Consider the following 23,871-nt stretch of genomic DNA (forward strand, 5'->3'; position numbering starts at 1 on the left):
TCGCCGAGTGCGAGTCCGGCGGCAACTGGAGCATCAACACCGGCAACGGCTACTACGGCGGCCTGCAGTTCAGCGCTGCCACCTGGCACAGCGTGGGCGGCCCCGGCCTCCCGCACGAGCACAGCCGCGAGACGCAGATCAAGTACGCCGAGATCCTGCAGAAGCGCTCTGGCTGGGGCCAGTGGGGCTGCGCTCACGCGAGGTTCGACTGACCGCACCCAGGCTGCTCGGTGCCACTGATGTGCGCCGGATCGCCGCTGACATCGGACTGCGTCCGACCAAGCAGCGTGGCCAGAACTTCGTCGTCGACGCCAACACCGTGCGCCGCATCGTGCGGACGTCCGGGGTGGGCGTCGACGACGTCGTCGTTGAGGTGGGTCCTGGTCTCGGCTCCCTGACCCTCGGGCTGCTGGATGCGGCACGCCACGTCATTGCCGTCGAGGTCGATCCCGTGCTGGCCGCCCGTCTGCCGGCTACCGTGGCCGACCGGGCGCCCGACCATGTCGACCGGCTCGATCTCGTCGAGGCGGACGCCATGCGCGTCGAGTCGTTGCCCGGGCCGCCGCCCACCGCCCTGGTGGCGAATCTGCCCTACAACGTCTCGGTGCCGGTGCTCCTGAACTTCCTCGAGCGGTTCGACTCCATCACGTCCGGACTGGTGATGGTGCAGGCGGAAGTGGCGCACCGCCTCGCGGCCGGCCCTGGCTCGCGCACGTATGGCGTGCCGAGCGCCAAGGCTGCTTGGTACGCGGACGTCGAGCTCGCCGGAAACGTCAGCCGAACCGTGTTCTGGCCGGCACCCAACGTCGACTCCGCGCTCGTCTCGTGGTCGCGGCATCCCCCTCCCGGCGACGACGCCCTGCGTCGGCGCACATTCGCCGTCATCGACGCCGCCTTCGCCCAGCGCCGCAAGACCCTGCGGTCGGCACTGGCTCGCCTCGCCGGTTCTCCTGATGCTGCCGCGCAGGCGCTCGTCGCCGCCGGCATCGACCCGCGTACCCGGGGCGAGCAGCTTGACGTGCGCGACTTCGCCCGTCTCGCTTGTTCGCTGCCCTAGGTTGGAGCGGTGATGTCAGCGACCGCGCGGGTGCCCGCGAAGATCAACCTCTGCCTGGGCGTTGGCCCCGTTCGCGACGACGGCTTCCACTCGCTGGCGACCGTCTACCAGGCGCTCGACGTCCACGACGAAGTGCGCGCCACGGCCATCGACGACTCCGATGACATCACGGTCTCCGTCCACATCGAAGCCGACCGGTTGGTCGAGTCGATCGACGTGCCGACCGATGACGACAACCTCGCCGTCAGAGCCGCGAGGCTGCTGCGCGACAACACCGGAATCGAGGGCGGTGCCCGGCTGGCGATCCGCAAGGTGATCCCGGTGGCCGGCGGCATGGCCGGCGGATCCGCCGATGCCGCCGCTGCCCTCGTCGCGTGCAACGAGGTGTGGGGGACAGGTCTTGGACGTCAGGAGCTCGAAGAAATGGCGTCCTCCTTGGGAAGCGACGTTCCCTTCCTCCTTCACGGCGGCAACGCCATCGGTGGCGGTCGGGGGGAGGTCATCAGCCCGGTGCTGGCACGCGGCTCGTACTTTTGGGTCATCGCGGTGGCGTCCCAAGGCCTGCCGACGCGCGACGTCTTCGCCGAGTTCGACCGGCTCAACGACGGTGCCGGTCTCCCTGAGCCCGCGGTGGCCGACGACCTGCTGGCCGCCCTCCGGGCCGGCGACGCCGCCGAGCTCGGTGCCACGCTCTCCAACGATCTCACCGACGCGGCGCTGTCGATGCGTCCGGAGCTGCGCGGCACCCTCGACCTCGGCCTCCAGGCGGACGCTCTCGGCGCCGTCGTCTCCGGATCCGGACCCACTTGCCTGTTCCTCGCGGCCGACGAGGCGCACAGCCTCGACATCGCGATGGCGCTTGCGGGTGCTGGCGTTGCAGCCGACGTCATCCAGGCTCGCGGACCCGTCCAGGGCGCACGCCTCATCTGATGCCACCGCTTCTCGGCGGCGAGGCGCTGCGCCTCGCGTTCCCAAGCCGACGAGTGCTCGACGGCGTCAGTCTCGGACTCGGAGACGGCGACCGCATCGGGGTGGTGGGTCGCAACGGCGACGGCAAGTCGACTCTCCTTCGTGTGCTGGCCCGCCAGATCGAGCCCGACGACGGCCGCGTCACCTGGCGCCGCGACCTCCGGATCGGATTCCTCGACCAGGCCGACACCCTCGCACCCGAGGTCGTCGTCGCGGACGCGGTCGTGGCCGACACGGCCGAGCACGAGTGGGCCGGCGACGCGCGGATCCGCGACGTCATCTCCGGTCTGCTGGCCGACGTCCCGTGGGGTGGCCGGATCGGCGAGCTCAGCGGTGGCCAGCGGCGACGCGTCGCCCTGGCGCAGGTGCTCGTGGGCGAGCACGATGTCGTCTTCCTCGACGAACCCACCAACCACCTCGATCTCGAGGGCGTCACCTGGCTCGCCGAGCACGTGAAGGCGCGTTGGCCGACCGGCTCCGGCGGCTTGGCCGTCGTCACGCACGACCGCTGGTTCCTCGACGTGGTGTGCACCCACACGTGGGAGGTGCACGACGGTGCCGTCGATCCGTTCGAGGGCGGTTACGCGGCCTATGTGCTGCAGCGGGTCGAGCGCGACCGGCAGGCGGCCGCAGCGGAGTCTCGCCGCCAGAACCTGATGCGCAAGGAGCTCGCCTGGCTGCGGCGAGGTGCCCCCGCGCGCACGTCGAAGCCGAAGTTCCGCATCGATGCTGCGAACGCGCTCATCGAGCGGGAGCCCCCGGCGCGCGACCGCACCGAGCTCACTCAGCTCGCCACGGCCCGTCTCGGCAAGGATGTCGTCGATCTGCTCGACGTCTCCGTGTCCTTCGGTGAGCAGGAGGTGCTGCGCGAGGTCGAGTGGCGCATCGCGGCGGGGGAGCGCGCCGGCATCCTGGGCGTCAACGGCGCGGGCAAGAGCACACTGCTCGGTCTGGTCACGGGCGCGGTGAAGCCGACCTCCGGACGGGTGAAACGCGGCAAGACGGTGCAGGTCGGCGCGCTGTCGCAGACTCTCGCCGAGCTCGAACCCTTTGCGGCCGACCGTGTCAGTGACGTCATCGCGCAGCAGCGCACTACGTTCGTGGCGGCCGGCCAGGAGCTCTCGCCCGGTCAGCTGCTGGAGCGGCTCGGCTTCGCGAAGGGCCAGCTCGCGACACCGGTGCGTGATCTCTCCGGCGGTCAGAAGCGTCGCCTGCAGCTGCTCGTCGTCCTGCTAGCCGAGCCGAACGTGCTGATCCTCGACGAGCCCACCAACGACCTCGACACCGACATGCTCGCGGCGATCGAGGACCTCCTCGACTCCTGGCCGGGAACGCTCCTGGTCGTCTCGCACGACCGCTACCTGGTCGAGCGCGTCACCGACCACCAGTTCGCCGTGCTCGATGGGCGCCTTCGCCATCTCCCCGGCGGCATCGACGAGTACCTACGGCTGCGGGCGATGCAGGAGTCGTCCCGGCAACCGGCCGCCGAATCCGTCGAAACAGCGTCCACGTCGCAGCGTGCGCGTCGGAACCGCAAGGACATCGACCGCCTGGAACGTCAGATCGAGAAGCTGTCGGCCCGCGAGGCCGAGCTCGAGAAGCAGATGGTCGAGGCCGCCACCGACCCGGACAGCCTCGTCCCTCTCGACGCGCAGCACCGCGAGGTCGTAGCCCGCCGCGAGCAGGCCGAGGACGCCTGGTTGGCTCTCACCACCTAGGTGGCGTTCGCGCCAGTCAAGGGTTGCGGCGCATGAACCAGACGTGAGGGCCGCCCTCGGGCGGGTCCGCATCCTCGACGACCTGGAACCCATGACGCTCGTAGAGCGGGACATTGCGTTGCGTTCCCGTCTCGAGAATGACAGCAAGGTTGCTGTCGCGTGCGTGCTCGAGCCCGAACTCGATGAGCGCCGAGCCGATCCCATGCCCTTGCCAGCCAGGCTCGACCGCGACGGAGTCGAGCTGCCAGAGGGGCTCGGGCGGAATCTTCGATGCGATCCACCCCCACAAACGGTGGTGGCGACCCCCAGCGTCGTCGGTCACATCCTGCGCCAGCGCATCGTCGACCTGCGCCAGTGCGTCGTCCCACGCACCGTCTTGTTCGGGCGGCACGAGTATGAGGGCACCGTGTCCATCAGCGGTCTCCCAGACGATCCCCAGGTCCATGAGTGGCTCGAGGTACCGTCCGTACGCTCGAATGCAGCGTTCCTCGAGGTCGTCCGCCCTTCCGCCGAGTGGCCACGTCATCGTCGGCTCGGTGACGAAGGCGCGGCCGAAGAGCTCCGCGAGGTGTGCTCTCCGGCTCGAGCCGGCCGGACGGATCTCCGCCACTGCTCGAGCCTAGACCTGGCGAGCGAGCGTGCGCAGCGCGTCGGCCAGCCGGGTCGCGTCGGCCGGGTCGAGCGCGCCGAGGATCTCCCGCTCATGGGCCAGCAGCTCGTCGAGGGCGGCGTCGACGGTCCGGCGTCCGGATGCGGTGAGGCTCACGAGGACACCGCGGCGGTCGTCCGGGTCGGGGCGGCGCTCCACCAGGCCGCGGGCCACCAGTCGGTCCACACGGTTCGTCATCGTGCCGCTCGTCACCAGCGTCTCGGCCACGAGCCGGCCCGGCGAAAGGTCGTACGGCGAACCGGCACGACGCAGAGCAGCGAGGACGTCGAACTCCCAGGTCTCGAGATCGTGCGCGGCGAACGCCTGCTTGCGGGCGCGATCGAGATGGCGGGCGAGACGGGAGACGCGGCTCAGCACCTGCATCGCCGATACGTCGACGTCCGGCCGCTCCCGCTTCCACGCCGCGACGATGATGTCGACCTCGTCGGGCTCGTTCGACTCCTCGGGCACCCGGCCATGTTAGGGGCTACGTTGCCGTCATGGACGTCGATGAGCTCGTAAGCGCCGGAGCCACCCAACAGGTGGCCGCGATGAGATCGGGGGCCCTGACCGCACGCGACCTGACCGTCGCCACCCTCGCGGCCGTCGAGCGCGAGAACGCCCGCCTGAACGCCGTGGTCGAGCTGCTCACCGACGACGCCTTCGACGCCGCGGCCGAGGCCGACCGACGTCGCGCCGACGGTGACGACGGACCTCTGCTCGGCGTCCCCATCGCCATCAAGAACGAGCTGGACATCGCCGGTCGCGTCACCACCCTCGGCACCCGGGCCATCACGCGTCCGGCCACAGCCGACGCCGAGCTGATCCTCCGCATTCGCCGCGCCGGCATGGTGCCGGTCGCGACGACGACTCTCCCCGAGCTGGTGGCCTTCGGCTTTACCGAGTCCGAGACCTACGGCATCACTCGAAACCCCCACCACCTCGACCACTCGCCCGGCGGGTCATCGGGCGGATCGGCGGCGCTGGTCGCTGCTGGCGCGGTGAGCGCAGCCACCGCTTCCGACGGTGCTGGCTCGATCCGCATCCCGGCCGCCTCCTGTGGTCTGGTCGGCTTCAAGCCGACCCACGGCACGATGCCCAGCTCAGGTGGCTGGCACGGATTATCGACCCAAGGGGGCCTCGCCCAGCGGGTCACGGACGCCGCCCTTTACCTCCAAGCCCTGGGGTCGTTCGACACCGACCTCGTCGATGCCGCCGCGACCGATCCGAAGCCCATGCGCGTCGGCCTGTCGACCAGTGCGTCGGCGGCGACGCGTGCCTCGCCGCTCGACCCGCAGGTCCGCGGCGCCCTCGATTTGGTCGCCTCGTTGCTCGCGGGGGCGGGGCACGATGTGCGCGAGGTTTCGATTCCGTATGGTCTCGAGGCGAAGCTGCTCACTGTCCGCTTCCTCGCCGGCATCCGCGACATGGCCGCTGCGTCTGACGAGCCTGCCACCCTCGAGAAGCGCACGCGTCAGATCGCCCGGCTCGGTCGTCCCTTCGGACCCGGCTCCATCGCGAGGGCCCGGGATGCCGGCGACAGGTGGGGGGCCGCCGTGCATGACGACCTCGGCGTCGACATTCTCCTGACGCCGGTGATGAGCGGCCCGGCGCTGCCGATCGGCCACTTCGACGGCCGCGGGGGAATCCGCACGGCGCTCGGGATGAACAAGTTCTACCCGTACACGGCTCAGTGGAACCATGCCGGCACACCGGCCGTCTCGATGCCGATGGGACGTACGGACGCCGGACTTCCGCTGGCCGTGCAGCTGATCGCGCGCCGAGGTGACGACGCGACCCTGATGTCACTCGCCGGCTGGCTGGAGCGAACGCAAGCATGACGGCGGCGTGGAACCCGGCGCTCTACCTGCGCCACGCCGGCGAGCGCGGCCGACCGTTCCTCGACCTCATCGCCCGGGTCGACGTGACCCCGGCCTCGATCGTCGACCTCGGGTGCGGACCGGGGCAGCTGACGCCGGTGCTGCACAGCCGCTGGCCGACGGCATGGATCGTGGGCGTCGACTCGTCGCCGGAGATGATCGCGGCGGCCCGAGCTCAGGCCGCTGACCTCAGCGCCGAGTACGTCGAGGCGGACGCGGCGAAATGGGAGCCTGACGGGCAGGTCGACCTGATCGTCTCCAACGCCCTGTTCCAGTGGGTACCCGACCAGCTCGACGTGATCCGCAGGCTCGCCGGTCACGTCGCGCCAGGAGGAGCCTTCGCCATCCAGGTGCCGAACAACATGACGGCGCCGAGCCACGCGCTGCTCCACGAGATCTCCTCGCGTCCGCCATATGCCGAGTACATGGCAGGCGTCCGGGGCCCCCGAGGCACGGACCCGGAGTCGTACCTGGAGCTGTTCGCCGATCTCGGCTGGGACGTCGACGTCTGGCAGTCGACCTACCTGCACGTCCTCCATGGCGACGACCCGGTGTTCTCCTGGATCTCCGGCACCGGCGCCCGCCCCGTCCTCCAGTCCCTGCCCGACAACCTGCGTGACCGCTTCGAGACCGAGTACAAGGCCGCGCTACGCGACGCCTACCCGGCAAAGCCGTGGGGTACCGTGCTCCCGTTCACGCGCGCCTTCGCCGTGGCGCACCGCACGCTCCCGGTAACCTGAGGGCGCAGTCCCCGGTTGGTCTGCCGGCAGGGCCCGCCTGACTTTGAATCAGGATTAGCGACGTAGGTTCGACTCCTACCCGGGGAGCAAGTGCGATGACTGCCGAACAGATCCTGGAGTCAATCGGACGACCCCTTACACGAAGCTCCGGTCCAGGCCACTAGCTCGGGAAGGGGGCTCGGCCCCCGACATGAGCCCCAGCTGCTGCATGACAGCCAAACTGTCGTAGCTGTCCCACATCTCCGCCACCTTGCCATCCTTGAAGTGGTAGAGCGTGATGCCCTCGATCACCAGCTGCTTGCCGGTGGGCGGACCGTACTCTTCCGTCGTTCCCGTGTGGGTGCCGCGAAACCTGTAGCGGTTGACCACTTTGTCCCCTTCGGCGATGACGTCCTCGACTGTCACGCTCATGTCCGGAAAGGCGGCCAGGTACGGGGCGAGGTACCACTTGACTTCCTCGACGCCCCGCACGTCTCCATCAGGTTCGTGGGCGATGACGTCGTCCAGGAGAAGGTCCTCGATGGAGTCGAGGCGCCCTTCGCCGTAAATCTCGTCCTGGGCACGACGCAACAGGGCCTTGTCTTCTTCGGTGGACATCGGACGCCTCCGTCTTTTTGCGGTTCTTGCGCCTTGTTCCAACCTAGCAACCGCGGCCGAGAGGTGCGCCCGCCAAACCAGCCCCCTATGTCCGTCCGGCCGGGGTACGTTGGCGCAGCAGGACTCCAGTCAGTGGGTGATGTGTCGTGTCGATCCGCCTGCTCGAGACAAAGCTCTATGTCCCGAGACCACGGCCGGGTCTCGTGCCGCGGCCGCGACTGGGTGAGCGGCTGGACCGCGGGATCGCGTCGAAGCTGACGCTCGTCTCGGCGCCGGCCGGATTCGGCAAGACGACTCTCCTCGCCGAGTGGCTGGCGGGCAAGGAGCGGTCCGCCGCGTGGTTGTCGCTCGACGGCGGCGACAACGATCCCGTGTCGTTCTGGGCCCATCTGATCGCCGGGCTGCGCACGGTGGCGCCCGCAGTCGGGACGAGTGCACTCACCCTTCTGCAGGAGCCGCAACCACCTCCGATCGAGATGGTGCTGACTCCGCTGCTCAACGACCTCGGGGCCATCTCCGATGACGTCGTCCTGGTGCTCGACGACTACCACCTCATCGACTCGCGCGGAGTGCACGAGGCGATGGCGTTCCTGCTCGACCATGTGCCTCCACAGCTCCATCTCGTGATCGCCACCCGCGCGGACCCCGCGCTGCCGCTGGCCAGGCTGCGGGCACGGAGCGAGCTGGTCGAGGTTCGGGCGGCTGACCTCCGCTTCACACCCGACGAGGCCGCGTCGTACCTGAACGATGTGATGCAGCTGGAGCTGACGGCGGAGGACGTGGCCGCGTTGGAAGGGCGCACCGAGGGCTGGGTCGCGGCGCTCCAGCTCGCTGCGCTCTCGATGGAGGGGCGAGACGACGTCTCGGGCTTCATCGCCGGCTTCGCGGGCGACGATCGTTACGTCGTCGACTACCTGGTCGAGGAAGTGATGGAGCACCAGCCCGAACACGTCCGGGTCTTCCTGCTGCAGACCTCCGTCCTGGGCCGGCTGAGCGGACCACTGTGCGATGCCGTCACTGGTCAGGATGGCGGCAAGGCCATGCTCGAGGCACTGGACCGGTGGAACCTCTTCCTGATCCCTCTCGACGACCGCCGGCAGTGGTACCGCTACCACCATCTCTTCGCGGACGTGCTGCACGCGCGACTGCTGGACGAGCAGCACGACCTCCTGCCGGACCTGCACCGGCGAGCGAGCCAGTGGTACGAGAACGAGGGCGAGAAGGCCATGGCCGTCGATCATGCGCTGGCCGCCGAGGACTTCGATCGCGCCGCGGGCCTTGTGGAGATCGCGATGCCGGTGTTCCGCCGGGACAGACGGGAAGCGACGTTGCGCGGCTGGCTCGAGAAGCTTCCGGAGGAGCTCTTCCACGTCCGGCCCGTGCTCAGCAATGGCTATGCCGGTGCCTTGATGTCCACAGGCGAGGTCGACGGGGTGGAGCCGCTGCTGCGCGACGCCGAGCGATTGCTGGACTCGGATGACGGGGTCGTCGTGGACGACGAGGAGTTCCGCCGACTACCGGGTTCAATCGCCGTCCACCGAGCTGGGCAGGCGCTGATGCTGGGCGACGCGGCCACGACGGTGGCCCACGCCCGCCGGGCACTCGGCCTCCTCCATGAGGACGACGACGTCGCGCGTGGGGCCGCGTCGGCACTCATGGGACTCGCGTCGTGGGCGAGCGGCGACCTGGAGGCCGCGCACGCGGCGTACACCGACTGCACGGCGAGCATGAAGCGGGCCGGCCACATCTCAGACGTCCTCGGTTGCGCGATCACCTTGGGGGATCTTCGGGTCGTCCAGGGCCGTCTCGGCGAGGCGATGCGAACGTACGAGCAGGCACTGCAACTGGCAGCTGAGCAGGGTGCGTCGATTCTTCGGGGGACGGCTGACATGTACGTCGGCATGAGCGCCATCCATCGCGAGCGGGACGACCTGCAGGCCGCGACGCAGGTCTTGCTTCAGAGCCAGGAGCTGGGCGAGCACCGCGGGCTGCCGCAGAACCCCTATCGCTGGCGGGTCGCGATGGCCCGGATTCGCGAGGCTGAAGGCGATCTCGCGGGCGCGGTCGCCCTGCTCGACGAGGCGGAGCGCCGGTACGTCGGTGACTTCTCGCCCAACGTGCGTCCGGTTGCGGCGCTGAGGGCACGGATGTGGATCGCGCAGGGGCGGGTTGACGAAGCCCTGAGGTGGGCCCACGAGCGGGGCCTTTCCGCCGAGGACGACCTCAGCTACCTGCGCGAGTTCGAGTACATCACGCTCGCCAGGGCGCTACCGGCCGACGAGGCGTCGCCGCTCCTGGGACGGCTCCTGCGCGCTGCAGAGGACGGGGGCCGGACGGGAAGCGTCATCGAGATCCTGGTGCTGCTTGCGGTCGCGCACCAGGAGCGCGGCGACACGTCCGCTGCGCTGGTGGTGTTCGAGCGCGCGTGTGCCCTGGCCGAGCCGGAAGGCTACGTCCGCATCATCATCGACGAGGGGCCTCCCATGGCGGCCCTACTGGAAGCGGCCGCGGAACGCGGGATCACCCCGGCCTACGTGCGGCGGCTACTGACCGCCTTCGGCGCCACCGAGGATGCAACGACCGGCACGCAGGCCTTGATCGAGCCACTGAGCGAACGTGAGCTCGATGTGCTCCGACTGCTCGAGACGGACCTCAGCGGTCCGGACATCGCACGCGAGCTCGTCGTGTCCTTGAACACCGTGCGAACCCACACCAGGAACATCTACGCCAAGCTCGGCGTGAACAACCGCCGGTCAGCGGTGCGACGGGCTCAAGAGCTCGATCTGTCGTCACGGCCGCGCGGCCGATAGGCCGACGCGGAATCATCACCTGATTCATCAGATGTGGTGATCACAGCTCATCACATCCGCTCCTAGCTTCAGCCCATGAGCGAAACCGGACGGTACGAGATCCGCCTCCAAGGGCACCTCGACACCCGATGGACTGCATGGTTCGACGGGCTCACTCTCACGCACGAGAGCGATGGCACCACCCTCATCCATGGCTCAGTGATCGACCAGGCCGCGCTGCATGGCCTGCTCCAGAAGATTCGCGATGTCGGCCTGCCGCTGGTCTCGGTCACTCGCGTCGAACCCGACCAGCACACGACATAGGAGACCGACATGGCCACCACCGTTCAACCATCAGCCACGAAGGCAACCGGACGAGCCCCGATGGGCTCGCTCAGGAAGACCGCGCTCGTCGTCGGCGTGCTCTTCGTGATCACCTACATCACGTCCATCGCCGCCAAGTTCGGCTTCTACCCACCACTTTTCCAAGGCACCGACTACATCGTCGGCGGCGGGGAGGACACGCGGGTGCTGTGGGGAGCCCTGTCCGAGATGATCCTCATCATCGCCAACATCGGCACCGCCGTCGCCTTGTACCCCATCCTCAAGCGGCAGCACGAAGGTCTGGCCCTCGGCTTCGTCACCGCCCGGGTCATGGAAAGCGTCTTCATCGCCGTCGGCATCCTCAGCGTCCTCACGATCGTGACCATGCGGCAGGACTTCTCGGGAGCCAACGACGCGGAGGACGCTGCTCTCATGACGGTCGGGCACACGCTCGTGGTCCTCCAGGAGTGGACCTTCCAGCTCGGCCCCGGCTTCGTCGTCGGCGTCGGAAATGGGCTCATCCTCGGCTACCTGATGTACCGCTCCCGTCTGGTGCCACGCGGCATGGCCGTGCTGGGGGTCGTCGGTGGCACGCTGATCTGCGTGTCCGGGGCGGCCGTGCTGTTGGGGGTCATCGACGCAGGATCAGCGTGGCAGATGGTCGCCACCATTCCGGAGTTCTTCTGGGAGCTCAGCTTCGGTGTCTACCTCATCGTCAAGGGTTTCAGGCCCTCGCCCATCACGGCGGGTATGGACGCCTGATCGACGACGACACGGCCGGGCCCTCCACGGGCCCGGCCGTTGTTGCGTCCGCTCATCGGACTCGCTTCACGGGCAGGATGGCGAAGGCTCCGATGACGGCGCACACCCCCGCGACGGCGAACAGGACGCCATAACTACCTCCGCCCACCACCAGGATGGCCGGCGCGATCGCCGGCGCGATGGAGAAGGGAAGAGCGCCGGCGATGTTGAGCACGCCGAGGTCCTTGGCGGCGCTGTCCTGGTCCGGCAACACGTCGACGACGAGCGCGAGGTCGACGGCCATGTACATGCCGAAGCCGAGTCCGCCGATGGCCATGCCGACGAGGTAACCGTTGAAGTCGCCGGCGATGGCAATCACGAACATGGCCAGGCCGTACACGATCGACGCACCGAAGACGAAGATTTTCCGCCGTCCCGTCGTGTCGGAGAGCTTGCCACCGATGAGGGACGCGGCGACGAGCACGACGGACTGGACGAGCGTGCCGAGGAAGATCTGCTGCGGCACGTTCGCCTCGGCACTGCCGATCTTGTCCAGGAGGAAATAGGCCTGATAGGTCACCAGGAAGGCGTAGGCCAGCACGAACATCAACCGGCTGACGAAGGCCCAGCCGAAGTCGGGATTCTTCCGCGGATCGACGTAGAACGTGCCGGCGAACTCCCGCAGCGACCAGGCCGGCCGGTCCGCCGCGGAAAGCCGCCGATCCTTCAGCGTCAGCGCGAAGAGCAGGATGAAGAACCCGCCGATCGCGCACGGCGCCATGAACATCACGAGCCGGTTGCCGGTGAACAGCTGGACCACGAAGGTGCCGCTCACCGAGGCGATCGGCAGGCAGATTCCGAGGACGCCCGAGACCAGGCCGCGTTGAGTGACCGGGACCTGGTCGGGAAGCACGGCCATCTGGGCGGCGAGCAGGGCATTGAAGAACAGCTGGGCGAGGCACCATCCGACGAGGACGACACTGATGGTGGGCGCCAACGCGACGATGAGGATGCCGAGGGAACCGCCCACCAGTCCGATGACCATCCAGGGCCGCCGCATGCCCAACCGTGACGAGGTGCGGTCGCTCATCCGGCCGAAGAACGGATTGCTGATCATGGCCACCAGCGCGCCGATCCCGGCGACGAGCGCCAGGCTGCTGGGGGCCTGTTCCACCCCGACGAGCGAGCGGACCTTCAACGCCATGGTGACCAGCATCGGCGCGAGGAACACCAGGGAGGTGCTCATCACGGCCAACGCGTACAGCGCGATGAATCCCCATCCGACCGGCTGCGTCCGACGTGACTCGGGCCCGAGCTCGATATCGGTCTTGGTCCGGTGGATGTTGGGCATGTTGCACTCCTCGCGGCGGGAAGGAGCCAGGCGATCGACAGAAGCGATCGCGCTCTTGCGTTGGCGACAGGATACGAAGATCGTGGCGTCGGCGCTGGTCATTGCGGATTTCTGGTGCGCACCTTGCCTCCCCGACGGTCCATGTGTGGCACGCTGGCAGAGGAGTGAGCGGGCCGAGGGATCCCGCATCCGCCACATGATGCGCTCGCACAGGAGTCGGCAATGGCAACCCCCTTGCTCGAGACCAAGCTCTTCGTCCCTGTGCCGCGACCTGGTCTCGTGCCGCGCCGAAGACTGAGCGAGCTTCTGGACCGTGGGACCGCATCGAAGCTGACGCTCGTGTCGGCGCCGGCGGGCTTCGGCAAGACGACGCTGCTTGCCGAGTGCTTGACGGCCGAGGGGCGGTCCATCGCCTGGCTGTCACTCGACCGCGGCGACGACGATGCCGCGTCCTTCTGGTCCTACGTGATGACTGCGCTCCGCACGGTTTCACCGGAAGTCGGCGCGATCGAGCTGGCACTCATGCAGGAGTCGCCACCACCGCCGATCGAGGGGGTTCTCACAACGTTGCTCAACGACCTCGGCGGCAGCTCGGACGACGTGGTGTTGGTGCTGGACGACTACCACGTCATCGACTCGCGCGAGATCCACGACGGGATGACCTTCCTGCTCGACCACTCGCCTCCGCAGCTGCATGTGGTGATCGCCAGCCGCGCCGATCCGGCGATGCCGCTGGCCAGGCTGCGCGCGCGTGGCGAGCTGGTCGAGATCCGCGCTGCCGAGCTGCGCTTCACGATTGATGAGGCCACGGCGTACCTCAACGAGACGATGGGCCTCGAGCTGACGTCCGAGGACGTGGCAGCGCTGGAGGACCGCACCGAGGGGTGGATCGCGGCTCTCCAGCTCGCCGCGATCTCGATGAAGGGGCGCGACGACGTCGCCGACTTCATCGCCGGCTTCACCGGGGACGACCGCTTCATCGTCGACTATCTGGTCGAGGAGGTCTTGCACCGTCAGCCCGACCAGGTTCAGGCGTTCCTGTTGCAGACCGCCATCCTGGACCGGCTGAGCGCTCCGTTGTGCGACGCCGTCACCGAGCAAGGCAGCGGCAAGGCCATGCTGGAGACGCTGGACCGAGGAAACCTGTTCCTGGTGCCGCTCGATGACCGGCGACAGTGGTATCGCTACCACCATCTGTTCGCGGACGTGCTGCATGCGCGTCTGCTCGACGAGCAATCCGACCACGTCCACGAGCTGCACCAGCGGGCCAGCGCCTGGTTCGCCTCACACGGCCTCGTCGCGGATGCGGTCCGGCACGCGCTCGCCGCCGCCGACTTCGATCGCGCCGGGTACCTGATGGAGGAAGCGCTGCCGGCCACGCGCCGCACCCGGCAGGACGCCCTGCTTCTGACCTGGGTGCGGGCGTTGCCGGAGGAGGTGGTGCGTCGGAGCCCGGTTCTGAGCATCGTGTCCGGCTGGTCGCTGTTGATGGCCGGTGACCTCGACGCGCTTGAACTCCGGCTCGACGACGCCGAGGCGGCGCTGGCCGCCGGCGCCGAGGACGAGGAACTCAGGGCAGCGTGGGCGGACACCGAAGACCTTCGTACCGCTCCGGCAACGGTCTCGGTCTACCGCGCGTCGCTGGCCCAGGCACGAGGCGACGTTCCCGGCACCGCGCGCCATGCCCGGCGCGCGCTGGACCTGGCCGGGCCTGACGACCATTGGGTGCGCGGAGGCGGATCGGGGTTCCTCGGTCTGGCGGCCTGGGCGGCGGGGGACGTCGAGGAGGCACTGTCCACCTTCTCCGTGGCGGTCCGCAGCCTGCACGCAGCGGGGAACCTCGTCGACGAGCTGGACAGCACTGTCGTGCTCGCCGACATGTGGGTCGCCGCCGGGAGGCCCAGCCGGGCCCGCCGTCTGTGCGAGCACGCCCTGCTGACGGCCACCGAGAGCGATGTCCCGCACATGCGGGCCACCGCCGACCTGCACGTCGCGCTGGCCGAGCTCGACCGTGAGCTCGACGACCTCATCAGCGCGGAGGCTCATCTCGAGACGGCGCGCGTCCTCGGCGAGCGGACATCCATCACCGAGAACCGGCATCGGTGGTTCGTGGCCATGGCGCAGGTGCGAGCCACTGGGGGCGACCACGAAACGGCGACGCGTCTGCTCGACCAGGCGGAGTCCCTGTACCGGCGCGGCTTCTACCCCGAGGTCCGCCCGGTCGCCGCGGTGAAGGCGCGCCTCCAGATCGCGGCAGGGGACATGACATCGGCGCACGTCTGGGCCGACCACAGTGGCATCGACGTCGGTGACGATCCCGACTACCTGCACGAGTACGAGCACCTGACCCTCGCGCGGCTCCTTCTCGCCCAGAAGAACTGCATCGCGGTCCTCGACCTGCTCGAGCGACTGAACAAGGCGGCCAACGACGCAGGGCGGGAGGGGAGTGTGCTCGAGATCCGGGTGCTCCAGGCCCTCGCCCACCACGCCGCCGACGATCTGGCCTCGGCGCTGGGCACGCTGCAGCGCGCCCTGGACGATGCCCCGGAGCCGGAGAGCCACGTGCGCCTGTACCTGGACGAAGGGCCTTCGATGATCGCCCTGCTGCGCCACGCCGCCGACGCCGGCGACACCGCCGGCGAGCATGCCCGTCGGCTGCTCGAGCGGGCGGCGCAGGCCGAGGTGCCCGAGCCCCAGCAGGCACTGGTGAATCCGTTGAGCAAGCGCGAGCTGGAGGTGCTACGTCTGCTCGACAGTGAGCTGACCGGGCCCGAGATCGCCCGCGAGCTCTACGTCACGCTCAACACACTGCGCACGCACACCAAACGCATCTTCACCAAGCTCGACGCCACGACGCGGGCGGCCGCCGTGCTCCGCGCTCGCGAACACGGTCTCCTCTAGCCCTTCGACCACGGCCCGGTGTCACCACATGAATCACATCATGTGGTGACGCCCGCTCACCTCGTCGCGACCTACGTTCCAGTCAGTTCCCGTGGCACCGGCCACGGACCGACGAGAACAGGAACCGACATGACCATCACTCATACGACCCTCAGCCGGTTGGCCGGTCTCGCCGCCGTCGCAGCCGGATTGATCTTCATCGGCGTGCAGATCAACCACCCCCACCTCGACGCTGCCTCGATCACCACGACCGAAGTGGTCGTCCGCGGCTCCATGAAGGTGCTGATGACCGTCCTCGCCCTGATCGGCATCACCGGCATGTACCTGCGCCAGGTCAAGGAGACCGGCGTGATGGGCCTGATCGGGTACGTGTTGTTCGGCGCCGGCTACCTCGTCATCATGTGCACCTCGTTCGTCGCCGCGTTCGTGCTCCCGGCGATCGCTGGGACCGACCCCTCCTACGTCAGCGACGTCATCGCGGTATCCACGAACGGCACGGCGGCCGGCGACGTCGGCATGGTGCAGTATGCATTCCAGCTCCAGGGCATCGGCTATCTGGCCGGCGGACTGGTCTTCGGCATCGCGCTGTTCCGGGCCCGGGTCCTCGCCCGCTGGGCGGCCGCGCTCCTCGCCGTTGGCAGCATCGTCACGCCCCTGCTGGCCGTGCTCCCGGACGCGTTCTACCGGTTCCTGGCCTTCCCGAACGGCATCGCCATGATCGGGCTCGGCTTCTCGCTGTGGCTCGCCGCACGTAGCACCCGTGTGTCGGTCCCCGAACCGGCGGGTGTCGCGTGAGGCGTCAAGCCGGCCGACGTTCCGGATCGAGCTGGGTCCCCGCGTCGCTGGTCGCACTCGGCCTGGTCCCGATCGTGGCCGGCTCCGTGCGCCTGGTCGAGCTGGCCGGCGGGCCGCAGGTGCTGCCGGCCCGCTCCGACCCCTCCTCCGTGCCGCTGATCGTCCACATCGTCAGTGTCATTGTGTACGCGGTCCTCGGTGCCTTCCAGTTCTCCGCCCGGCTCCGCATGACCGGCTGGCACCGGAACGCCGGACGCATGCTCGTGGTCGCCGGACCGGCGGTGGCGCTCTCGGCGATCTGGATGACGCTGTTCTATCCCCGTACCGAGGGTGGCGACCTGCTCTACCTGTTCCGGCTGCAGGCCGCCTCGGGCATGCTCGCGAGCATCGTCCTGGGCGTCATGGCGATTCGTCGACGCGACATCGTGCGGCACCGGGCGTGGATGATCCGCGCCTACGCCATCGCTCTGGGCGCCGGCACCCAAGTGTTCACCCTCGGCTTCGGGAAGGCAATCATCGGGTCCAGCGACCTCAGCATCGCGCTTCTGCAGGGCGCGGCCTGGGTGATCAATCTCGCCGTGGCCGAGCTGTTTATCCGTCGGCGGTCGGTCCGCCGACCCGCACGCACGGTCGTTCCGGTCCGATGAGCACGCAGAAGCGCAGCCACCTTGGCCGCTACGAGCTCCGGGTCGAGGGTCACCTCGACGGCCACTGGACCAGTTGGTTCGACGATGTGACCCTCACCCACGAGAACGACGGAACGACCACGCTGCACGCTCTCGTCCCCGACCAAGCGGCACTCCACGGCCTGCTCACCAAGGTGCGCGACCTCGGCGCCACCTTGATCTCGGTCGAGGTGGTCGACACACCCAACTGAGTCCGTGTTCCACCAGCCTCGGCCGCCGGCCGGAAGCTGCTCTGCACCACACACTGGAGGAACCATGTCCCATCCCGTCCCCGCGACGCTCTATCGCATCGCCGCCGCTGCTGGCCTCGGAAGCGCCCTCGTGCTTCTCGTCAACGCCGCGAAACGCGCGGAGGTCATCCCGACCTCGGCCTTCACCCAGCTGGTCGCCCCGCTCGCACAGATCATGGCCCTGGCTTTCGTCACCGCTCTCTACCTCGCCTTCGGTCGCCGCACCGGTACCTTCGGCCTCGTTGCCTACCTGCTGAATGCGTTCGCACTGGCCGCGCTGGTCGGTGTGGAGTTCGTGATCAACCTAGTCTTCAGCGACCTCCCGGCCAGCACGATTGATGCCCTCCGCGCCGGTTCGCTCGGCATCGCTCTGACTGTGGTATCGATCGCGTTCCTCCTCGGCACCCTGGCGTTCGTCACGACGATGCTCCGCACCCGAGAGCTCCCAACCGTGCCTCTCGTTCTGTACGCCGTCGGTGCCGTCCCAGTGTCGCTCCGTGCCTTCGTGCCGGAGCTTGTCCTGGACCTCGGGCTCCTCGTCCTGGCCGCGGGCATCGCTTGGCTCGCGATCTGCCTGTTCGATCGCGCCAGCCGCATCACGACCTGGAGTGCAGTCGGCTCGACGCAGACTTCGTTGCGGCCGGGCGTCCACGCGTAGGTTGCGACTACCCTCGCCCTCTACGCTTGACTGTGCATCACGCGCTGGGACGAGTGGCACTTCATTCACTCGCCTGAGAGTCGACCAGCATCCATCCCGAAGGAGACCAGTGAGCGAACAGGTCACCGCCATCGTCCTCGCCGCGGGGGCGGGTACGCGGATGCGGTCCAGACGAGCGAAGGTGCTCCACGAGCTCGGCGGCCGCAGCATGATCGCCCACTCGCTGATCACCGTCAGCGAGGCGGGAGTCACTCGCACGGTCGCCGTGGTCGGACACGACCGTGAGCAGGTGTCGGCGGCCATCACCGAGCTCGACCCGGATGTCGTGCAAGCCGTGCAGGAGGACCAGCGGGGTACCGGTCACGCCGTCCAGGTCGCCCTCGACGCACTCGGATCACGCCCCGAGGGAACAGTGCTGGTGACGTACGGCGACGTGCCTCTCCTCACGACGCAGACGGTCGTCGAGCTGCTCGACGACCACCGGGCCGCCGGGCGCGCGGTCACGATCCTCTCGGCCGAGCTCGACGACCCCACGGGCTACGGGCGCATCGTGCGCGACGAAACGTCGGCCGTCACGGCCATCCGTGAGGACCGCGACGCCGATGAGCGTGAACGAGAGATCCACGAGGTCAACAGCGGCATCCTGGTGGTCGAGGCGGGGTTCCTGGCCGATGCGGTCGCGCGTCTCGACACCGACAACGCCCAGGGCGAGCTGTACCTCACCGACATCGTCGGCCGAGCGGTCGCCGAAGGGCTTCCGGTCGGCGCGCACGTGCTCGAGGACGTCTGGCAGACCGAGGGTGTCAACGACCGCACGCAGCTCGCACGGCTGGGACGCGAGCTGAACCGTCGCCTCACGCGGCACTGGATGCGTGCGGGAGTCACGATCGTCGACCCCGACACCACCTGGATCGACTCCGCCGTCACGCTAGCCGAGGACGTCACGCTGCTGCCGGGCACGCAGCTGCTGGGCGCTACCGCGGTCGAGGCCGGCGCCACCATCGGCCCCGACACGACCCTGCGCAACGTGGAGGTCGGCGCCGACGCGACGGTGGTGCGGACTCACGCGGCCGACGCCGTCATCGGCGCGGGCGTGTCGGTCGGTCCGTTCGCGTACCTTCGTCCCGGCACAGAGCTGGGCGAAGCGAGCAAGATCGGCACGTTCGTCGAGACCAAGAACTCCCAGATCGGACCTGGGGCCAAGGTGCCGCATCTGTCGTACATTGGCGACGCCGACGTGGGGGAGGGCTCGAACATCGGCGCCGGCACGATCGTGGCCAACTACGACGGGGTCGAGAAGCACCGCACGACGGTGGGCAAGCAGGCACGCACCGGGTCGAACAACGTCTTCGTCGCGCCGGTCACCATCGGCGACGGCGCCTACACCGGCGGTGGCACGGTGGTGCGTGAGGACGTCCCTCCGGGGGCACTGGCGACAAGTGCCGGTCCACAGAGGACCATGGAGGGGTGGGTGCAGAAAAAGCGCTCAGGTACCCCCTCAGCCGAGGCAGCCAGCGACGCGAAGGAAGACGACTCAGGTGAGTAGCCTGCTCAAGCACACGGCGACCAAGAAGATCATGCTCTTCTCCGGCCGCGCCCATCCCGTGCTGGCCGAGGAGGTGGCGAACCTCCTCGAGGTCGACCTCGTGCCCACGACGTCCTATGACTTCGCCAACGGCGAGATCTACATCCGATTCGACGAGTCCGTACGCGGTTGCGACGCATTCGTCATCCAGAGCCACTGTGCACCCATCAACGACGCGATCATGGAGCAGCTCATCATGATCGACGCGCTCAAGCGGGCGTCGGCCAAGCGCATCACCGTGATCCTGCCCTTCTACGGCTACGCCCGGCAGGACAAGAAGCACCTCGGCCGTGAGCCCATCTCGGCGCGCCTGATGGCGGACATGTTCCTGGCCGCGGGCGCCGACCGCCTGATGACCGTCGACCTGCACACCGCGCAGATCCAGGGCTTCTTCGACGGCCCGGTGGACCACCTGCTGGCGATGCCGATCCTCACTCGTCACGTGAAGAAGCGCTACGGCAAGCGGGACCTCACCGTCGTGTCACCCGATGCAGGCCGTATCAAGGTGGCCGAGTCATGGGCGAATGCCCTCAAGGGAGCGCCACTGGCGTTCATCCACAAGACCCGCGACCCCCGTAAGCCCAACGAGTCGCAGGCCAACCGGGTGGTGGGTGAGGTCGAGGGCCGCACCTGCGTCCTCGTCGACGACCTCATCGACACCGGCGGCACGATCGTGCAGGCGGCCGATGCCCTGATGGCCGACGGTGCCGAGGACGTCGTCATCGTCGCCACGCACGCGGTGTTCTCCGGTCCGGCCATCGACCGGCTCAAGAACTCCATCGCCTGCGAGATCATCGTCACCAACACGTTGCCCATCGACGACGGCAAGCTCTTCGACAAGCTCACCGTGCTGTCCATCGCGCCTCTGCTCGCGCAGGCCACCGCCGCCGTGTTCGAGGACGGCTCGGTCACCAGCCTGTTCAAGAACTGACGCGCAGAACGTCCGCTTGCTCGTACTGTCGGCCGAGCTTCGCGTCACTCGTGATGAGGCGGCATCCGGTGTCCTCGGCCAGCTCGACGTAGAGCGCGTCCCGGAGGCTGAACTTCGAGCGGAGACTCCAAGCACCGGCCAGCAGCTCTGGCAACGATCGTCGATCCATCGGCACAGCGATGCATCCGCGGACGGCATTGGTCGCCTGGTCCTCGGTCAGCAGGCCGGACCTTTGCATCCGCCCGAGGGCGGACAACACCTCGGCGTCGATGTGGGCCGGCGCGATCAGCCTCTTGTCAACGAGGGCCGCATGCGCGGCCTCACCCAGATTGGTGTCTGCGAGGAGATCGACCACGACAGACGCGTCGACGACGACCTCCTCGCGCGCGTCAGGAGAAGCCGAGCTCATCGCGGGCCTCCTCCAGCGCCGCCATGGCCTGCTCGTGCGTGACCCCTGTTGTGTTGCCCCGCGGCAGCGAGTTGAGCCAGTCGTTGGTGGCCGCCGCCGCAAGGGCGCGGTCGATGGCGGCCTGGGTCAGCGCAGAGACGTTGAGGCCCGCCGCACGCGCTGCCTTGGCCAGCTCGTCCGGCACGTAGACGTTCAACCTCGCCATACACACAGTGTACACACTCAGGCCCAGGCGAGCGCCGTGCACCGCCAGACTCGCTGCCCGCGGTGCGACGTCTGGAGCTCGAGTCGGACCGCCAGTGCACGGGAGCGTCCGCGGTGCACCATGCGGCCGGCGATTTCGGCCGTCTCGTCGTTGACCATCGCGACGTGCACCGAAGCGATGCGTGCTGCACTGCCCACCCCGGCCCGCCGGGGAACTCGTGCGCGAGCAGCGAGGCGAGCCTGGAGCTGGTCGTAGACGTCGGGAGCCATCCACGCGGCCATCTGCCGCAGTGCTCGTTCGCCTGAGAGCACCTCGACCAGGGCCTGCATGAAGTGCGCGGCTCGTTGGCGCAGCGGATGACCTACGTCGTCCGTCGTGCCCCGTTCGATCGGAGCCGGGAGAACGGGCCGCACGCCGGGGAACGGGAGCGGGATCTGGCCGGGAGCCGGCTCGACCGGTCGGTCGAACGTGGGGACGACGGGAACGACGTCGAGGGCGGTTGCGGTTCTCATGAGCGGTCCTCCGAAGGTGCGCTGAGTCGTTGACCCGGGTGGATGAGGTCGGGATCGTCGCCGATGACGTCGCGGTTGGCCTCGTGCCAGCGTTCGCTCTCGCGGGCGATCGTGGCCGGGGAGTCGCCCGAACCCATGTGGGCACGAGTGATCGTCCAGAGACTGTCGCCGGGTCGGACGACAACAGTCCGGCCCACCTCCGCCGCCGGCGAGGCCTCGGCGACGAGCGGTCGGTCCGGGACCTGGAGTCCGTCGATGCCACGGTCGTCTGCGTGTGCACCGGGAACGGTGAGCGCGCCGGCCACACCCGCGAACACGACGCCGCGGAGGAGCCGAGGCGTCAGGGCGACGGCAAAGCCTCGAAGTCCGGGGACAGACGCGAGCAGGCCCACGAGTACTGCCCAGCCGGAGACGACGACCAGGGTGAGGGTGATCAAGGCGATGACGGCGGCAGGGAAGTCGTCACCGCGCATCGCCGCGAGCTGACCAGCGATCCATCCCATGACCCATCCCCCGATGATGACGTTTGATGACGTTTGATGACATCAAAGGACGATGAGGCCGCCCTGTCAATGGGCTGTGCACAGGTCCGTTAGCCTGCCCAGTCAAGGAGGCACCGTGCGCTGGGACCGTTTGTTCGCCGACCTGGAGGGCCAGGCTGCCGACCTCGAGCTCGAGGAGCGCGATGCTCTGGTCACCGAGCTGCGTGACGGCGAGTGGGCCGACACGTCGTGGCGAGACCTCGTCGGTGGTCACGCGGTGCTCGAGGTGGCCGGGCTCGGTCGCGTCGAGGGCGAGACGAGGTTGGTCAACGAGGTCGTCGTCCATGTGGCGTCGGAGCGTGCTGAACACGTCGTGGCCTGCGCCGCGGTGGTCGAGGTCGTGACGGTCGAGCGGCCGGCCGACCCGCCGACCGTGGTGACGTCAGGTCTGGGATGGGGTCACGTGCTGCGCGCCACCAGAAACGACGGCGACCGCATCGTCCTCACCTGCATGGACGGACGCTCTGTGGATGGCACAGTCGACGTGGTTGGACGTGACTTCGTGCGACTGATGACGAGCACCGGGAGAAATCGCACAGTGCCGTTCGCCGCGATCGCGGCGCTGACGCTCAGTGCATCGTGACGGGCTTGGTCTCGTCCGCGGCGGGTTCGTTGCTCAACGCCTCGTCGGTTCGGGCGTACTGACGCTGGATGTAGTCCTCCAGCTCGACCGCCTCGACGCGCCACTGCCCGCGGCCACCGATCTGGATGCCGCGCAGGTCGCCCGAGCGCACGAGGGCGTAGACCTGCCGACTCGTGACGTTGAGGATCTCGGCGACGTCGACGAGCGTGAGGAAGCGCGGTGCGTCGGCGGGCATGTCGTCAGTTTTTCACGCCCAGGTGTCAGTTCCCACCCCGATCGCCGTCGACCTGTGGACAAACCGGGACCCGGCCTGGACGTCTCGAGAGCCCACCAGTAGAAACAGTGCATGACCATTCGGGGGGCCATGAACAAGCGGAGCCGACCACAGCGATCGCCACGACTCGAACATCGACCTTGGCGCGACCCGCGACTCGTGCTGGGTGCGCTGCTGGTGCTGGCCTCGACGGTCCTCGGCGCTGCGGCAATCGCTGCAGGCAGCAGCACCACCGGTTTCTGGGCCGTCCGGTCGGAGGTTCGGGCCGGTGACCCAGTGCAGCGCACCGACCTCGTCAAGGCGGAGGCGCATCTCCCGGACGCCGCCGCTCGCCATCTGATGCGCACCGACGAGCCTCTGCCCGCCCGGCTCGAAGACCTGGTGTGGGCGCGAGACGTCGGTGACGGGGCCCTGGTGAGCCGCGCCGCGCTGGCGAGCGGCCAGACCGGAGGGGTCACCGAGCTGCCGCTCACTGTCACGTCCGGGGCAGCACCCACTGACCTGGGGCGAGGAGATCGGGTCGACGTCTGGGTCGGTCCCGGGCCGGGCGACGACGCCGGCGAGAAGTCGGTCCGCGTGTTGAGCGACGTCCAGGTCGTCTCGAGCGGAGGTTCGGCCGCGGTCCGGGGTGCACCTTCCCGCACGGTGCTCGTCGACGTGTCCGACGCCGAGCTGAGCGGCGCGGTCGTCAGCACCGTCGCGGCGGGCCACGTGACGATGGTCCGGGTCTCGTGACGCCCACTCC

General features: G+C 68.6%; 27 protein-coding genes and 1 tRNA gene. 19 read left to right on the forward strand and 9 right to left on the reverse strand.

Going from position 1 to position 23,871, the window contains the following annotated elements:
* From ACRDPN_RS11110 to ACRDPN_RS11125, 4 genes are all read left to right on the forward strand, one after another.
* Nucleotides 1-212 (forward strand): transglycosylase family protein (locus tag ACRDPN_RS11110; RefSeq protein WP_431447622.1); only part of this gene is annotated, 212 nt, incomplete at its 5' end.
* Nucleotides 182-1,057, forward strand: coding sequence for a 16S rRNA (adenine(1518)-N(6)/adenine(1519)-N(6))-dimethyltransferase RsmA (gene rsmA / locus ACRDPN_RS11115; RefSeq protein WP_431447624.1), 876 nt, complete (start codon nt 182-184; stop codon nt 1,055-1,057). The genes ACRDPN_RS11110 and rsmA, both read left to right, overlap by 31 nt.
* 12 nt (nt 1,058-1,069) lie before the next feature.
* A complete protein-coding gene (locus ACRDPN_RS11120) occupies nt 1,070-1,987 on the forward strand; it encodes a 4-(cytidine 5'-diphospho)-2-C-methyl-D-erythritol kinase (RefSeq protein WP_431447685.1) in 918 nt (305 codons plus the stop codon).
* The gene (locus ACRDPN_RS11125) at nt 1,987-3,744 is read left to right on the forward strand and encodes an ABC-F family ATP-binding cassette domain-containing protein (RefSeq protein ID WP_431447626.1); all 1,758 of its coding nucleotides are present in this window, start codon (nt 1,987-1,989) and stop codon (nt 3,742-3,744) included. Before ACRDPN_RS11120 ends, ACRDPN_RS11125 begins: the two co-directional genes overlap by 1 nt.
* A gap of 16 nt (nt 3,745-3,760) precedes the next feature.
* Here ACRDPN_RS11125 and ACRDPN_RS11130 read toward each other — a convergent pair whose 3' ends face one another.
* Both ACRDPN_RS11130 and ACRDPN_RS11135 read right to left on the reverse strand, forming a co-directional pair.
* The gene (locus tag ACRDPN_RS11130) at nt 3,761-4,354 is read right to left on the reverse strand and encodes a GNAT family N-acetyltransferase (RefSeq protein ID WP_431447629.1); all 594 of its coding nucleotides are present in this window, start codon (nt 4,352-4,354) and stop codon (nt 3,761-3,763) included.
* Between the two features lie 9 nt (nt 4,355-4,363).
* Nucleotides 4,364-4,864 carry a MarR family winged helix-turn-helix transcriptional regulator gene (locus tag ACRDPN_RS11135; RefSeq protein ID WP_431447631.1) on the reverse strand — a complete coding sequence of 167 codons (501 nt, stop codon included), beginning with the start codon at nt 4,862-4,864 and terminating at the stop codon, nt 4,364-4,366.
* A gap of 29 nt (nt 4,865-4,893) precedes the next feature.
* Here ACRDPN_RS11135 and ACRDPN_RS11140 point away from each other — a divergent pair, with 29 nt between their 5' ends.
* From ACRDPN_RS11140 to ACRDPN_RS11150, 3 genes are all read left to right on the forward strand, one after another.
* Nucleotides 4,894-6,234, forward strand: a complete 1,341-nt coding sequence (locus tag ACRDPN_RS11140) for an amidase family protein (RefSeq protein ID WP_431447633.1) — start codon at nt 4,894-4,896, stop codon at nt 6,232-6,234.
* A complete protein-coding gene (locus ACRDPN_RS11145; protein ID WP_431447635.1) occupies nt 6,231-7,013 on the forward strand; it encodes a methyltransferase domain-containing protein in 783 nt (260 codons plus the stop codon). The genes ACRDPN_RS11140 and ACRDPN_RS11145 overlap by 4 nt, the downstream gene beginning before the upstream one ends.
* An 8-nt stretch (nt 7,014-7,021) precedes the next feature.
* A tRNA-Gln gene (locus tag ACRDPN_RS11150) sits at nt 7,022-7,100 on the forward strand.
* A 48-nt stretch (nt 7,101-7,148) separates the two neighbouring features.
* Here ACRDPN_RS11150 and ACRDPN_RS11155 read toward each other — a convergent pair.
* On the reverse strand, nt 7,149-7,610 hold the full coding sequence (locus ACRDPN_RS11155; RefSeq protein ID WP_431447637.1) for an ester cyclase: 462 nt from the start codon (nt 7,608-7,610) through the stop codon (nt 7,149-7,151).
* 146 nt (nt 7,611-7,756) lie between these two features.
* Between ACRDPN_RS11155 and ACRDPN_RS11160 the strand changes: the two genes are divergently transcribed.
* The 3 genes from ACRDPN_RS11160 (at nt 7,757) to ACRDPN_RS11170 (ending at nt 11,485) form a co-directional block, all read left to right on the forward strand.
* Complete coding sequence (locus ACRDPN_RS11160; RefSeq protein WP_431447640.1) at nt 7,757-10,420, forward strand: LuxR C-terminal-related transcriptional regulator; 2,664 nt, start codon at nt 7,757-7,759, stop codon at nt 10,418-10,420.
* A gap of 75 nt (nt 10,421-10,495) precedes the next feature.
* Nucleotides 10,496-10,723 (forward strand): hypothetical protein, encoded by a 228-nt coding sequence (locus ACRDPN_RS11165; protein ID WP_431447642.1) that lies wholly within the window; start codon nt 10,496-10,498, stop codon nt 10,721-10,723.
* 9 nt (nt 10,724-10,732) lie between these two features.
* Nucleotides 10,733-11,485, forward strand: a complete 753-nt coding sequence (locus ACRDPN_RS11170) for a DUF4386 domain-containing protein (RefSeq protein ID WP_431447644.1) — start codon at nt 10,733-10,735, stop codon at nt 11,483-11,485.
* Between the two features lie 52 nt (nt 11,486-11,537).
* Here ACRDPN_RS11170 and ACRDPN_RS11175 read toward each other — a convergent pair whose 3' ends face one another.
* Complete coding sequence (locus ACRDPN_RS11175; protein ID WP_431447646.1) at nt 11,538-12,815, reverse strand: MFS transporter; 1,278 nt, start codon at nt 12,813-12,815, stop codon at nt 11,538-11,540.
* A 222-nt stretch (nt 12,816-13,037) separates the two neighbouring features.
* On the opposite strand from ACRDPN_RS11175, the gene ACRDPN_RS11180 reads away from it, so the two are divergent.
* The 7 genes from ACRDPN_RS11180 to ACRDPN_RS11210 all read left to right on the forward strand — a co-directional run bounded on the left by ACRDPN_RS11180 (nt 13,038) and on the right by ACRDPN_RS11210 (nt 20,601).
* Nucleotides 13,038-15,716 carry a LuxR C-terminal-related transcriptional regulator gene (locus ACRDPN_RS11180; protein WP_431447648.1) on the forward strand — a complete coding sequence of 893 codons (2,679 nt, stop codon included), beginning with the start codon at nt 13,038-13,040 and terminating at the stop codon, nt 15,714-15,716.
* A gap of 129 nt (nt 15,717-15,845) precedes the next feature.
* Entirely contained in the window at nt 15,846-16,511 is a 666-nt protein-coding gene (locus tag ACRDPN_RS11185; protein ID WP_431447650.1) for a hypothetical protein, read from the forward strand.
* The gene (locus ACRDPN_RS11190) at nt 16,508-17,158 is read left to right on the forward strand and encodes a DUF2306 domain-containing protein (protein WP_431447652.1); all 651 of its coding nucleotides are present in this window, start codon (nt 16,508-16,510) and stop codon (nt 17,156-17,158) included. The genes ACRDPN_RS11185 and ACRDPN_RS11190 overlap by 4 nt, the downstream gene beginning before the upstream one ends.
* Nucleotides 17,155-17,388: a hypothetical protein gene (locus tag ACRDPN_RS11195; protein WP_431447654.1), complete on the forward strand. Its 234-nt coding sequence runs from the start codon at nt 17,155-17,157 to the stop codon at nt 17,386-17,388. The genes ACRDPN_RS11190 and ACRDPN_RS11195 overlap by 4 nt, the downstream gene beginning before the upstream one ends.
* A gap of 64 nt (nt 17,389-17,452) precedes the next feature.
* Nucleotides 17,453-18,085 carry a hypothetical protein gene (locus tag ACRDPN_RS11200; protein ID WP_431447656.1) on the forward strand — a complete coding sequence of 211 codons (633 nt, stop codon included), beginning with the start codon at nt 17,453-17,455 and terminating at the stop codon, nt 18,083-18,085.
* Between the two features lie 109 nt (nt 18,086-18,194).
* Nucleotides 18,195-19,631 (forward strand): bifunctional UDP-N-acetylglucosamine diphosphorylase/glucosamine-1-phosphate N-acetyltransferase GlmU, encoded by a 1,437-nt coding sequence (gene glmU / locus ACRDPN_RS11205; protein WP_431447658.1) that lies wholly within the window; start codon nt 18,195-18,197, stop codon nt 19,629-19,631.
* Between the two features lie 31 nt (nt 19,632-19,662).
* Nucleotides 19,663-20,601, forward strand: a complete 939-nt coding sequence (locus tag ACRDPN_RS11210) for a ribose-phosphate diphosphokinase (RefSeq protein ID WP_431447686.1) — start codon at nt 19,663-19,665, stop codon at nt 20,599-20,601.
* Here ACRDPN_RS11210 and ACRDPN_RS11215 read toward each other — a convergent pair.
* Genes ACRDPN_RS11215 through ACRDPN_RS11230 form a run of 4 tightly spaced genes read right to left on the reverse strand, consistent with a single transcriptional unit; the run spans nt 20,591 to nt 22,230 of the window.
* Nucleotides 20,591-21,010: a type II toxin-antitoxin system VapC family toxin gene (locus ACRDPN_RS11215; protein ID WP_431447660.1), complete on the reverse strand. Its 420-nt coding sequence runs from the start codon at nt 21,008-21,010 to the stop codon at nt 20,591-20,593. The genes ACRDPN_RS11210 and ACRDPN_RS11215 overlap by 11 nt on opposite strands.
* Nucleotides 20,991-21,215, reverse strand: coding sequence for a type II toxin-antitoxin system CcdA family antitoxin (locus ACRDPN_RS11220; RefSeq protein WP_431447662.1), 225 nt, complete (start codon nt 21,213-21,215; stop codon nt 20,991-20,993). The genes ACRDPN_RS11215 and ACRDPN_RS11220 overlap by 20 nt, the downstream gene beginning before the upstream one ends.
* A 17-nt stretch (nt 21,216-21,232) precedes the next feature.
* Nucleotides 21,233-21,727 (reverse strand): Rv3235 family protein, encoded by a 495-nt coding sequence (locus ACRDPN_RS11225; RefSeq protein ID WP_431447664.1) that lies wholly within the window; start codon nt 21,725-21,727, stop codon nt 21,233-21,235.
* Nucleotides 21,724-22,230, reverse strand: coding sequence for a LysM peptidoglycan-binding domain-containing protein (locus ACRDPN_RS11230; RefSeq protein WP_431447666.1), 507 nt, complete (start codon nt 22,228-22,230; stop codon nt 21,724-21,726). Before ACRDPN_RS11230 ends, ACRDPN_RS11225 begins: the two co-directional genes overlap by 4 nt.
* A gap of 115 nt (nt 22,231-22,345) precedes the next feature.
* On the opposite strand from ACRDPN_RS11230, the gene ACRDPN_RS11235 reads away from it, so the two are divergent.
* Entirely contained in the window at nt 22,346-22,852 is a 507-nt protein-coding gene (locus tag ACRDPN_RS11235) for a hypothetical protein (RefSeq protein ID WP_431447668.1), read from the forward strand.
* Here ACRDPN_RS11235 and ACRDPN_RS11240 read toward each other — a convergent pair.
* The gene (locus ACRDPN_RS11240; protein ID WP_431447670.1) at nt 22,839-23,087 is read right to left on the reverse strand and encodes a helix-turn-helix domain-containing protein; all 249 of its coding nucleotides are present in this window, start codon (nt 23,085-23,087) and stop codon (nt 22,839-22,841) included. The two genes, ACRDPN_RS11235 and ACRDPN_RS11240, sit on opposite strands and share 14 nt — an antisense overlap.
* Before the next feature lie 111 nt (nt 23,088-23,198).
* Here ACRDPN_RS11240 and ACRDPN_RS11245 point away from each other — a divergent pair, with 111 nt between their 5' ends.
* Complete coding sequence (locus ACRDPN_RS11245) at nt 23,199-23,861, forward strand: hypothetical protein (protein WP_431447673.1); 663 nt, start codon at nt 23,199-23,201, stop codon at nt 23,859-23,861.
* The last annotated feature ends 10 nt before the right edge of the window (nt 23,862-23,871 follow it).

Source organism: Aeromicrobium sp., assembly GCF_050700635.1.
In the GTDB taxonomy this organism is placed as follows: Bacteria; Actinomycetota; Actinomycetes; order Propionibacteriales; family Nocardioidaceae; genus Aeromicrobium.